The sequence below is a fragment of the Enterobacter sp. KB-221C9 genome (assembly GCF_041320715.1).
Classification (GTDB): Bacteria; Pseudomonadota; Gammaproteobacteria; order Enterobacterales; family Enterobacteriaceae; genus Enterobacter; species Enterobacter asburiae_D.
This window is the reverse complement of record NZ_JBGIWG010000002.1, coordinates 1-12,214: the sequence shown is the minus strand read 5'-3', so window position 1 is coordinate 12,214 and position 12,214 is coordinate 1. Positions and strand designations below refer to the sequence as shown.

The following is a 12,214-nucleotide window of genomic DNA, read 5'->3' as shown; positions in this document are numbered from 1 at the left end:
CCTTAGTTTCCTTGCGGCAATCCGTTCAGCTCAGCCTGAGTGTTTTCAGGCGACACCAGCAGAGTAATTTCCACACGGCGGTTACGGGCGCGATTTTCAGGCGTCGTGTTCGGCGCCACCGGGTTAATCTCGCCCCGCCCTTCCGCCTTCACGCGGCCAGGCTGAGAGAGGCTTCCCTGCAGCATTTTCTGCACCGAGCGGGCGCGTTCCAGAGAGAGTTCATAGTTAGAGGCAAAGCGCGCGCTGCGGATCGGCACGTTGTCGCTGTAGCCCACCACCAGAATTTTGCCGCTGACGTTATTCATCGCCTGCGCAATGCGGTTGATGACCGGCTCATAGCGGTCACGCACGACGGTAGAGGCAGAGGCAAACAGCCCGTCGCCTTTGAGGATAACGACGCTGCGATCCGCTTCGTCTTTCACCGCGACCAGGCCAGCCTCGATTTCAGGCTTCAGGAAGCCGCGCAGGTTCAGCACCGCCGGTAGCTGACGGGCCGGTTGCTGAATAGTGGTTTCCGGCAGCTGGGACTGATAAATCTTCGCCAGCACCGGGCTGGTGTTATCGCCAAGCCGCCAGTTAAGCACGATATAAAACAGGCAGGCGATAAACCCGGCCAGCGCCACGCAGGCCCACAGGGGAACCATCGGCCGCCAGAGCTTGCGCAGCACCGGACGATCTTCCGGATGGGGAGAAAGCGGCGCCGGATAGCTGCCGCGCACGCCGCGGATCATCTGCCACAGCCGCTGCTTGATGGTTTCAAGCTGGGTGCGGCCATTGTCCAGCACCCGATAGCGTCCTTCGAAGCCCAGCAGCAGGCAGTAGTTGATCATCTCCAGCAGCAGAATATGCTCGCGCGGGTTCTGCGACAGGCGCGCCAGCAGCTGGAAGAACTTCTCGCCGCCCCAGGTTTCGTTATGGAACGTCACCAGCAGACCGTTGCTTGACCAGACGCCGCTGCTGCCCCAGGGGGTGAGCGCGGCGGCCTCATCGAGCGCCGTACACAGGCAGTAACGTGCCCCGACGATCACTTCATAAGGCAGCCCCGCCTGCTGGCAGCGGACTTCGAAACGGCGAATCTCGTCGATCAGACGCTGGCGTAACGCCACCTGATCGTCATGGGAGACCGAGTGACGGATCTGCGGAATCGCGTTGAGCAGCGGATTGGCGGCCGCCACCAGCTGATTGTTGCTACTGGCTCCGGTAAACGCGGCATCACTGCCGGTGTCCTGTCGTTCCTGCATATTAAGCGCTCGCTTTATTATTCTGTCGGGCTACGGATGGCCCAAAACTCCATATCCAGCCCCGGGAATTCCCCTGCAAGATGCAGGGCGAATGCACCGGACTTATCCATCTCATGCCACAGCTCGCTGCCCTTCTCCAGTTCAAAGTAGCTGTAGCCGGCATGCCACGGGATCTGCGGCGGCGCGACCGGCATGGCGCGCAGCATAATGCCCGGCAGCTGAAGCTGAACCAGATCGCGGATTTTCGAGACCGGCGCGACCTTCATCTGCGCCGGGAAATGGGTTTGCAGGTGTTCGCCTGGCACATTGGCTTTTACCGCCAGCACGAAGCCGAACTCACGCACCATGCTGGTTTCAGGCACCGTGGCGATGTTCAGGCCGTGAGAGCGTTCGTTAAGCGGCAGCTGAATCGCGTGGTCTTCCATCACCAGCGACAGCCCCTGACGCAGCATCAGCATCAGCTTGCTGAAGCAGTTTGCCAGATCGTCATGATCGTAAATCGGCAGCACGCTTTCGGCGGTACGCTGCGACGTCCAGGTGGCGAGCTCGGTCGCAAACGGCAGCCAGCTGCGCCAGAGCGTTTCCGGATGCAGCAGCGGGAGGGTTTTTAAATGAGAAACCTCGCCCAGATGACGGTTAACCAGCGACAGCAGCGTGAACTCAATCAGTTCGGAGGTATTAAAGCGGCCGGGCTGGCGCAACCGGCCGCCAATCTGCTGGCTGCGCTGCACCAGCAGACCGTGCAGATCGTTGATCATGCTGTAGATCTGCGGGCTGTTGTTGGCGTTGAGCATCGGCGGGATGTAGCTGTTGTCGAGCCGCACGTGGTTGTCGTTACGTTTCTCCGTCACAAACGCCACGCCGATGGCGGTCCATTCTGCCGTGAGGTCTTTTTCCAGCATCAGGGTCAGACGCAGACGGCCAAACTGGACGGTGGCATCCCCCACCGACATGGCGTTGTCGTCTTCCACCTCTTGCTCGAAAGCGATAAAGCGCGCCAGCGAGGCCGGCTCTTCGCTAAAAATCACCTCTTCTCTCTCGCCACGACGGACCGGAAGCGCGAGCACCACCTTTTCGTTGGTGAGATTGTCAGGAATTTTCAGCGGTGCAGGGCCGTTGCGCCCGTTACGCACCTGGAAAAAGGTACCGTCCGGCAGCAGGCCGCTGCAGTAGCTCAGGGCAATGCATCCCTGACGAAGCATCGCTTCATCCAGTTCAACGTCAAGAAAGCCCCAGAGATACGACCGCTGTAGCGCGGCCCATTCACGAACATGGTTGAGCAGATAACTTTCAGTCCGCTGAAAATGGTGTGGACGCAGGAACATGCCTTCGGTCCAGACGACCTTTTCTGCTTTCGTCATGATGATGTGTTTCCTGTTTTGAAGCGCGTTACTGGCTGATGACCCGAATGCCGTTCACGTCGAGAAAAACGTTGGCCTGAAGTTCATCCGCGGACCATTTCCAGAACTGGTAGATATGATTTTCGCCAGGCACGGGCAGAGGGAGTGAAACGCGCCATTTTTTGCCATCCAGCACCTGATACTCCGCCATCACGCCGATGTAGCGGGCCTCCGGAGAGCTTTGCCCGCTGAGGGTTTTGGACAGCTGTCCCGGCATCAGGAAGAACACGTCGCTGTTCAGCAGATTCGCGCCAAGCGTGGCTGACGCGTTGTTCTGCAGAGAGTAGAAGTCGCTGGACATGAAATCCGCATCGGATTTCAGCAGCAGCACCCGGACCTTAAGCGGCGCAGATTCATTGATTTGTGGATGAGCCTGAAACTGCAGATTGTAGCGGGAGGGGTCGCTGTGTGAAGACGACGTACAACCACTGACCAGGGCGAAAATCACCGCGTAAAAGAATAACCACAGCTTATGAAAATTTTTATTATTCATAAAAATGCGCTCATGAAAGCCGTTTAGTTCAGGATCCAGGTGCCGTTAGCGCTGTCTTTGCAGGCTTTGCTGTTGCCATCGACATCGACACAGGTCGCTTTTTTACGCGCCTTCGGACGAATGGCCTGCTTACGCACGGCGGCATCGTACTGGTCGGCCTTGATCACGGCGCGCATCGGGACGTAACCAATCAGCTGATCGTTACCTTCATCGGCAAGCGCCATCCAGTAGTGTTCAACCTGCCCCAGCACCACGTACGTTTTTCCGGTCTCGAGATTGCGGATAACTTTGCCGCCGAAGTCAGGACGGCTCATCAGGGAGGCTGGATACATGGCACGATACGGCTCGTTGACCGGCGTGAACTCCGCCGGCGGCGTAACGGCGTGACGGTGGGTTAAGGTTACGCCGTTGACCTGGCTGGTCTCGATCGTATCGTCGTTGATCACAGGTTTCTGCGGCGCTTTACAGCCCGCCACCGCCATTACAAACAGAAGTGAAAACAGTACGCGCATTTTCATATGCTTTTCCGTAGCGATATTTCGATGATGAAGATAAGGGAGTGAAGTTTGACTTAAGTGCTATTGTTAAAATAGCCAGGATATTTTCGGGGCGTTACTATTTTAAGGGCATAGCTACCGCACGAGCCCTTCAGAATAAGGCCCAGCGTCTTCCTGACATATTTTGACAAACGGTAAACAAGTTTACATGAGCTTTGCATCAATTCAATATTTACCGTTACGTAACTGTTGGTAATTGAAGCAGTCGGAAAATTATAGGATTAATCCTATGAAAAAACCCGACATGACCTACACCTTCTTATTTTCCAGCCATGTAATGCAGTAACCAAATGTTTTATAAACAAAAAACACAAAAGAGAATCGCTTTCATTAACGCAATAACGCTATTATCGCCACTACCATAATTAGTAGAATTCGCGTATTGGTGATGTCAGCAGAATATATCAACGATGAATTATTTGTTGCACTAAAAGGGTATCTTTAATATTCACCGTGATGAATGGTCAACATGGGATTATTTCACTTACGCAGCATGGCGTTAATTTCACGCCTCAAAATAACTTTATATTTCACGTTGTGATAATTACCTGCCAGGACATAAATTATGTCCCTTAATCATTAAGCCAGAGTTAACCTTTCCGTCATTCTCGCAACCGAAAAATGCACGGGATTGCCCGCCAGCCGCGAGTATTGTCTGTTTTTACCGATCGCAGGCTTCATTCGAAGTTTTATCGTTGCTACATCCCTCCTTGCTCACCGCCATCTATCTCGCCTACCGTGCGATAGATAAGATTTATTATTAAAATGCTAAAAATTCGTTATAATTTCTTTAAATATTTATGCGGCATAGCTTTTAAATCACTGTAATAAATAGAATTTAAGATAAGGTATTTTGACGCACCGTATGCGCACAGACGCCCGGCCGTCATTGCTGTCGCTTATTGTCTTCTTCAGTAAATTATTGGCTCAGTCGCCGAAAGACCGAACGAACCAGGAGTTGGTATGAACAATAAAAGACGCTCAGTGCCCGGTATCCGACACTATGACGGTCCTGCCGGAGGCTGGGGAGCATTAAAAGCGACGGCCATCGCGGTACGTACCCAAATGGATACCCTTGATGCCCCCGCGACGCTGCTGCGCACCAACCAGCCTGACGGTTTTGACTGCCCGGGCTGCGCGTGGCCCGATAAAGAACACAAATCGACGTTCCAGTTCTGCGAGAACGGCGCCAAAGCGGTGACCTGGGAAGCAACCAGCAAACGCGTTACCCCCGCGTTTCTGGCCGAAAACAGCGTCGCCTCGCTGCTGGCAAAATCGGACTTTGAACTGGAAGGCTACGGTCGACTCACGCATCCCCTGCGCTATGACCGGGCAAGCGATACCTTCCGGCCCGTCGACTGGGACGAGGCGTTTGAACGCATCGGCGAAGTATTGCGCGGGCTCGAACCGGACCAGGTCGAGTTCTATACCTCCGGACGCGCCTCCAACGAAGCGGCGTATCTGTTCCAGCTGTTCGCTCGCGAATACGGCACCAATAACTTCCCCGACTGCTCGAATATGTGTCATGAGGCCACCAGCGTCGGTTTACCGCGCTCGATTGGCATCGGGAAAGGCACCGTCTCGCTGGACGACTTCGACAAGACCGAGCTGGTGATCTCCATCGGCCACAACCCCGGCACCAACCATCCGCGAATGATGGGTACCCTTCACGAGCTGGCCCGTCGCAACGTGCCGATTATCGTCTTTAACCCGCTGCGCGAACGTGCTCTGGAGCGTTTCGCCGACCCGCAAAGCGTGATTGAAATGGCGACCTACGGCTCTACGGATATCGCCTCGACCTATTTCCAGGTGAAGGCCGGGGGCGATGCCGCCGCGCTGAAGGGCATTGCCAAACACCTTCTCGAAATGGAGGCCGAACGCGGTGACGTGCTGGATCGCGCATTTATTGCCGAACACACCCAGGGCATAGAGGACTTCGCCGCCGATATCGCGCAAACCCGCTGGGACGAGATCGAGCGCGAGTCTGGCCTGAACCGGGCGGCGCTCAAGAAGGTGGCCGACGCCTATGCGAAATCAAATGCCACCATCATTACCTACGGGATGGGCATTACCCAGCACAATAAAGGTACGGCGAACGTCCGCCTGATCGCTGACCTGCTGCTTCTGCGCGGGAATATCGGCAAGCCCGGCGCGGGTATCTGCCCCCTGCGCGGCCATTCAAACGTTCAGGGGAACCGTACCGTCGGGATCAGCGAGAAGCCCACGCCGGCCTTCCTGAACCGTCTGAAGGACGTTTTCGGCTTTGAGCCGCCGTCTCACCACGGACACGATGCGGTGCAGGCCACGCAGGCGATGATCGACGGTCGTGCGAAAGCGCTCATCTGCCTCGGCGGTAATTTTGCCGTCGCGATGCCCGATCACGAACGGGGCTTTCCGGCGATGGGTAACCTGGATTTGAGCGTGCACGTCGGCACCAAGCTCAACCGCACCCATCTGCTGGTGGGCAAAGAGACCTTCATCTTTCCGTGTCTCGGCCGTACCGAACTGGATATCCAGGCCACCGGTCGTCAGTCCATCACCGTCGAAGACTCCATGTCGATGGTGCATGCCTCATCCGGCAAGCTGAAGCCCGCCTCACCGCTGCTTCGGTCAGAACCCGCTATCGTCGCGGGCATGGCGAAAGCCACCCTGCAGGCAACCCGCGTGGACTGGCTGACGCTGGTTGAGGATTACGACCGGATCCGCGATCTGATCGAGCAGACCATTCCGGGCTTTGAGGACTACAACGCGCGGATCCGCGTTCCCGGCGGCTTCCGTATGCCGCTGCCGCCGACGCAGCGCATCTGGCCAACGGCGACGGGAAAAGCGATGTTCTCGGTGTTCGACGGCGTTCACGAGAACGCCAGCGGTGAAGGTGAGCACGTTCTGCGGCTGATCACCCTGCGCAGCCACGATCAGTACAACACTACCATTTACGCCCTGGACGACCGCTACCGCGGCGTATTTGGCCGCCGCGACGTGCTGTTTATGAACGAAGACGATATGGCGCAGTCAGGTCTGGAACACGGCGACCGCGTGGATATCGAAACCGCCCTCCCCGGCAGCGTTCAGCGTCTGAAAGACATTACCGTGGTGGCGTACAGCATCGCGCCGGGCACCGTCGGCGCCTATTACCCGGAGGCCAACGTGCTGGTGCCGCTTGATTATCTGGATAAGGACAGCGGTACGCCGTCTTATAAATCCGTTCCGGTTCGCATCACCCTGCGCTCAAAAGAGATCCGCATGCTGTAAGGCTGCTCGCGCAGAGAAAATAATGGATATTAAACAGTTAAAATATTTAATCGCACTCGACGAGACCCGGCACTTTGGTAAAGCGGCCTCGCAGTGCAACGTCACCCAGCCGACCCTCTCCATGCGCATCCGCGGCCTGGAAGAGGAGCTGGGGCTGGTGCTGATTGTGCGCGGACAGCGCTTTGAAGGGTTTACGCCGGAGGGTGAACGCATCCTCGCGTGGGCCCGCGCCCTGCTGGCCGCGCACGACGGGCTACAGGCGGAAGCCGCGCTGTGCAAAGGCCTGGTGGTGGGCGAATTACGTCTGGGGATGGTGCCGCTGGCGAGCGTGGATCCGATGATTTTTATTCGTCAACTGACGCAAAAATACCCGGAGCTGACCTATAGCCTCTATTCCATGTCCTCAGCGCAGATTGCCGATGGCGTCAGCCGCAACCAGCTTGAGCTGGGAATTTGCTACCTCAACAGCATCGACACCAGCCTGTTTGACATTATTCAGCTGCCAACAACGAAGATGGGCCTGCTGCACGACGTCCGCCATTTCCAGCTCGGCCAGGCAACGCTGACCTGGCACGATCTGACGAATTTTCCGCTGGGGTTCCTGACCAAAGGGATGCACTACCGGGCGCATATGGAGGCCAGCTTTAAATCTGCCGGCATCGAACCGACGTCCGTTTTCGAGAGCGACTCGACGTTCCAGATCATTCAGGCGGTTCAGAGCGGCGTGTGCTGCGCCGTCATGCCGCTGAACAACGGGCTGGAGGCACTGAACAGCAACTTCAGGATTGTCCCCATCGCCGATGCGAACATTGAGGCGCCTGTCGGCCTGATTATGCGCAGGCAGAAGCCCGTCTCCTCGCTGGCGCTGCGCTGTTTTACCGACGCGCAGGAGATTTATCACGCAGACAATGAGGCGTAGGCCTCGCGCGTCACCACGCTAAAACCGCCGATTAGCACCGCGTCGCAAATCTCCCGATGTTCCGGTGAACTGACCAGCGCGTGGAGCGCATCGCGAATGGCGTTAAGCGTATCAGGTGAGGTGTTATGCGAGGTAATCAGCGGCAGTCCCGGCGTCAGCGGGGTACGGTCAATGACCGCCAGCCCCGCAAGCCGTTCCGGCTCATGGCGCTGCAGCAGTGCCCAGGTCACGCAGTCGATGGCCGCGATATCCCCTGCTCCGCGCTTCACATCAATTAGCGACTGGCGATGGCTGCCGCTAAAGGACGTTTGCGCGAAAAACGGACCGCCGCTCAGCAGGGGAGCCACTTTTTTTCGCAGCGCATTGTAGCCGGACTGCGAGTCCGGGGAATTACAGACCGCACGACGTCCGCGAAAATCCGCCAGCGTCAGGTGCCGATCCTCCTCGCGCACCGCCAGAAAGCTGCGGTACTGGATCCCTTCGCAGCCCGGTGCCGCGTAGTGAAAACAGCCGACCACCTGCACGTCCGGGAGCTGCGTGACCAGCGGATAACCGCAGGCCTGGCTGAGGATAAGCGCAGGCTGTTGCCAGTGGGTCAGCAGATCGGACTCCGGCCAGCCGGGGTCTCGATCGACGGACACACCGCGCGCAGCCAGCAGCTTCTTTACCGCCAGCCAGAGCGCGCGGGTGTCGGCGCGATCCACCGCGTACATGGGAAACGCCAGCAGGTTACTCATACCCTTCCCCCTGTTGTTTTCCTGGATGAACGGTGACGTCGACGGGCCTGGCCCAGAACTGACGCAGCCATTCACCATAGCCTCTGACGAGAAAACCGTGGTTTCGCTGCTGGTACGCCTCCCGGTTTTGCTGGTAGATCGCCTTCAGCCCGTACCAGGGAACGCCCGGCAGATCGTGATGGACTGAATGGTAGTTCAGATTCAAAAACAGCACCCGCCAGAACAGCCCGGCCTCGTTAATAACGGAGCGCGCGAGCGGGTCGTCCGCCGCGCGATGTTCGAGAAACGAACGGATCTTGGTCAGCGCCAGCGCCGGATAGCTGACCGCCAGCACGAACCAGACGGGTGAAAAACCGGTATGCGTCATCCAGGCGAAGAGCGCCACCAGCAGCAAAACGTGAACCAGCCACATCGTCATTGCCCGCAGCTGAAGGTGACGAAACGCCGCCGCGGCGCTGCCCAGCGTCTGAAGGATATCCAGCAGAGGTGCCAGCATCAGCCGCCCGGCAAAGGTATTCCGGGCGCGGATCGCGCGTTTCTGCCACGGCGAAAAGCGCGCCCAGCTCTCGTCGGTGAAATAGTACGACTCCGGGTCATCCACCGGATGGGTCAGGCTATGGTACCGATGATGGGCAAGATGGGAGTCCCGATACAGGCCATACGGATACCAGACCGCCAGCGGGAGCGTGCCAAACAGCTGGTTAAGCCAGGCAAAACGCGTGGGGTGTCCGTGGATCAGCTCATGCTGCAGGGACATGTACCAGGCGGTAAACACAATCAGCAGCAGCGTGGCGGGCAGCAGGCCGAGCGTTTGCCAGAACGTCAGCGTGGCAAACCAGCCGGCATAAATAGTGACGATCAACAGCCACGTGGGCAGTTCGCTTCGCCATAAAAAACCCGATGCAAGATGGCGGATTTGTTCGCGTTGTTGCGGATGTAAATAGAGGGAGCTTCGTTGACTCATTCCTTCAGACGCCGTTTCGCCAGAGACAGTGCCCTGACGATCGGGGATAACGCCTGAAATAACAAAGAACTTAAATCGCTTTGCTTTGCCAGAAACGTTTGGCGCACGCGTCGCTTGACTTATTCCGTGATAAAGGTACTTTTCAGGACATGAAGAAGATCCTGATTATCGTTCCCGACGGCGGCATGCTGTTTGAAGCCGCCGGTATCGCCGACATTCTGATGCAGGCCAACCGGCTGCATCCGGAAGGGCTTTCCCACCCCCGCTACCGGATTATCATCGCCACCACGCAGCCTCACCAGGTGATCCACGGCCAGTCCGGCCTGAATCTGCTGGCGGACTATCGTCTGCCGGAGCTGGATCCGCGTGAACCGCTGGATACCATTATCATTACCGGACGCGGCATGAACGAGCAGGAGAGCACGGCGGTGGTGGACTGGCTTCACCTCGCTGCGCCGCATGCCCGCCGGGTCGCCTCTATCTGCGGCGGCGCGATGCTGCTGGCCCAGACCGGCTTGCTGGACGGTCGGCGCGCGACCACCCACTGGCGGCTGCTGGAGACGATGCAAACCCAGTATCCGGCTATCCACGTCGAAGCCGGTCCGCTGTATATTCAGGATGGCCCCATCTGGACCTCCGGTGGCGTGAGTTCCGGGTTCGATCTGACCCTGGCGCTGGTGGAAGACGACTACGGATTCACCCTCGCCCGCGACGTGGCGCAGGACATGGTGATGTATCTGCGCCGTCCCGGCGGCCAGCTGCAGTTCAGCCGTTACAGCCTGCAGCAGCCCGGCACATCGGGCCCGATAAGCGAACTGCAAACCTGGATCCTGCAGAACCTCACCGCCGACCTGTGCGTGGAAAATCTCGCCGAGAAAGCGGCGATGAGCCCGCGTAACTTCACCCGCGTGTTTACCCGCGACGCGGGCGTCTCTCCGGCCCGCTACGTGACAGAGGCGCGTCTGGCCGCCGCTCGCCAGCTGCTTGAGCAGACCAGCGATTCCCTTGAGCGCATAGCCGAGCAAAGCGGGTTTGGCACCAGCCTTAATTTGCGCCGCGTGTTTGAGAAACAGCTTCACCTCACGCCCGGCGAGTACCGCCAGCGATTCCACTGCCGCAAGATGGCGTAATTTGATCCTTTTTTGTCGTTTACGCCAATCGGACCGACGCCTACAGTGACTCCAGACAACAGAGATAAGGAGTGCACCATGGTTAAGGTCGGTATTAACGGTTTCGGCCGTATCGGACGTAATTTCCTGCGCGCGGCGCTGGGTAACCCGGATCTGCAGATTGTGGCCATTAACGATCTGACGGACAGTAAAACCCTCGCCCACCTGCTGAAGCATGATTCCCTTCTGGGCAAACTGCCCGCGCCCGTTGAAGCGGCAGACGGCGCGCTGCAGGTAGACGGGCAGCGGATCGCCGTATTTAGCGAACGCGATCCGGCGAATATCCCGTGGCGTGATGTCGGCGCTGACGTGGTGATTGAGGCCACCGGCTTCTTTACCGAGCGGGAAAAAGCGGCGGTGCATATTACCCACGGCGGCGCTAAGCGCGTCATCATTTCCGCTCCCGGGAAGAACGACGACCTGACGATTGTGATGGGGGTTAATCATGAGCAGTACGATCCCGCCCGACACGCTGTGGTGAGTAACGGGAGTTGCACTACCAACGGTCTGGCACCCGCCGCTCAGGTGCTGCATCAGCAGTTCGGGATTGAGCATGGCCTGATGAATACCACCCATGCCTACACCAATAGCCAGGCGCTGCACGACCAGCCGGAGAAAGATCTGCGCGGCGCGCGCGCGGCGGCGCTGTCGATTGTGCCTTACTCCAGCGGCGCGGCGAAAGCGCTGGGGAAAGTGATCCCCTCTCTTGACGGCAAACTGACCGGGTACTCCCTGCGCGTGCCGGTGCCGGTGGTGTCGATTGTGGATTTGACGGTAACGCTGAGCCGGAACGTGACCGCCGACGAGGTAAATAACGCGTTCCGCAATGCTGCCGCCAGCGGGCCCCTGAAAGGCATTCTGGGCTATAGCGATGAACCGCTGGTCTCCAGCGATTACCAGGGCGACCCACGCTCCTCAATTATCGACGGGCTTTCCACGCTGGTAATTGGCGGGAACATGGTGAAGATCCTGGCGTGGTACGACAACGAGTGGGGCTTCTCTAACCGCCTGGTAGATTTGGCGGTGCTGATGGATAAGAAAGGGCTATAAGCCTTACCTTGATGCCGGGTGGCGCTTGCGCTTACCCGGCCTACAAATTATGTCATCATTCAGTAATATCTCCCCACTCCTCGCAGAATATATAATTCAAAATAATCTTACGTTTATTCAACACTTTCCAATTCATCGTATCAATTATAAAAAAGCACCGATTAACTTAGATAATCGGTTAGTGGTTATTCTTTATTTTACTTATAAAAATGCGAGTGAGATCACTGTCCTTAGACGATAACGTAGACCATGATAAACCCTGTACACAACAGGGACTTATTATGTATTACAGTAAGGAAATTATAGAAAGAATTGGATCCGATAAAGATCTCGCAGTAAGGCTCGATCGCGCCGTCGCGGGGGTAAAGGATGGTGCCAGAGAATATTTAAACAATCTTGGTGATGCTACCACGCGCTTGCTTTATTATACAT

10 protein-coding genes are annotated in these 12,214 nt (G+C 57.3%); 4 read left to right on the top strand and 6 right to left on the bottom strand.

From position 1 onward, the window contains the following. Nucleotides 1-2: 2 nt before the first annotated feature. From AB8846_RS02155 to AB8846_RS02140, 4 genes are read right to left on the bottom strand one after another with little or no spacing between them, the layout of a single operon-like run. Nucleotides 3-1,241 carry a DotU family type VI secretion system protein gene (locus AB8846_RS02155; RefSeq protein WP_063143855.1) on the bottom strand — a complete coding sequence of 413 codons (1,239 nt, stop codon included), beginning with the start codon at nucleotides 1,239-1,241 and terminating at the stop codon, nucleotides 3-5. Between the two features lie 17 nt (nucleotides 1,242-1,258). Further along, nucleotides 1,259-2,602 (bottom strand): type VI secretion system baseplate subunit TssK, encoded by a 1,344-nt coding sequence (gene tssK / locus AB8846_RS02150; protein WP_370731912.1) that lies wholly within the window; start codon nucleotides 2,600-2,602, stop codon nucleotides 1,259-1,261. A gap of 28 nt (nucleotides 2,603-2,630) precedes the next feature. Then, nucleotides 2,631-3,134 carry a type VI secretion system lipoprotein TssJ gene (gene tssJ / locus AB8846_RS02145; protein ID WP_047652274.1) on the bottom strand — a complete coding sequence of 168 codons (504 nt, stop codon included), beginning with the start codon at nucleotides 3,132-3,134 and terminating at the stop codon, nucleotides 2,631-2,633. 23 nt (nucleotides 3,135-3,157) lie between these two features. Further along, entirely contained in the window at nucleotides 3,158-3,652 is a 495-nt protein-coding gene (locus AB8846_RS02140; RefSeq protein ID WP_063143853.1) for a hypothetical protein, read from the bottom strand. 1,002 nt (nucleotides 3,653-4,654) lie between these two features. Here AB8846_RS02140 and AB8846_RS02135 point away from each other — a divergent pair. Together AB8846_RS02135 and AB8846_RS02130 are read left to right on the top strand one after the other, a co-directional pair. Continuing rightward, nucleotides 4,655-6,943, top strand: a complete 2,289-nt coding sequence (locus AB8846_RS02135; RefSeq protein ID WP_370731911.1) for an FdhF/YdeP family oxidoreductase — start codon at nucleotides 4,655-4,657, stop codon at nucleotides 6,941-6,943. A 22-nt stretch (nucleotides 6,944-6,965) separates the two neighbouring features. Then, entirely contained in the window at nucleotides 6,966-7,862 is an 897-nt protein-coding gene (locus tag AB8846_RS02130; protein WP_370731910.1) for a LysR family transcriptional regulator, read from the top strand. Here AB8846_RS02130 and AB8846_RS02125 read toward each other — a convergent pair. Both AB8846_RS02125 and AB8846_RS02120 read right to left on the bottom strand, forming a co-directional pair. Beyond that, the gene (locus tag AB8846_RS02125) at nucleotides 7,841-8,599 is read right to left on the bottom strand and encodes a phosphate/phosphite/phosphonate ABC transporter substrate-binding protein (protein WP_370731909.1); all 759 of its coding nucleotides are present in this window, start codon (nucleotides 8,597-8,599) and stop codon (nucleotides 7,841-7,843) included. The two genes, AB8846_RS02130 and AB8846_RS02125, sit on opposite strands and share 22 nt — an antisense overlap. Next, entirely contained in the window at nucleotides 8,592-9,563 is a 972-nt protein-coding gene (locus AB8846_RS02120) for a fatty acid desaturase (protein ID WP_370731908.1), read from the bottom strand. Before AB8846_RS02120 ends, AB8846_RS02125 begins: the two co-directional genes overlap by 8 nt. Nucleotides 9,564-9,712: 149 nt before the next feature. Between AB8846_RS02120 and AB8846_RS02115 the strand changes: the two genes are divergently transcribed. Further along, nucleotides 9,713-10,693: a GlxA family transcriptional regulator gene (locus AB8846_RS02115; protein WP_370731907.1), complete on the top strand. Its 981-nt coding sequence runs from the start codon at nucleotides 9,713-9,715 to the stop codon at nucleotides 10,691-10,693. 78 nt (nucleotides 10,694-10,771) lie between these two features. Continuing rightward, nucleotides 10,772-11,782, top strand: coding sequence for a type I glyceraldehyde-3-phosphate dehydrogenase (gene gap, locus AB8846_RS02110; protein WP_063143848.1), 1,011 nt, complete (start codon nucleotides 10,772-10,774; stop codon nucleotides 11,780-11,782). The last annotated feature ends 432 nt before the right edge of the window (nucleotides 11,783-12,214 follow it).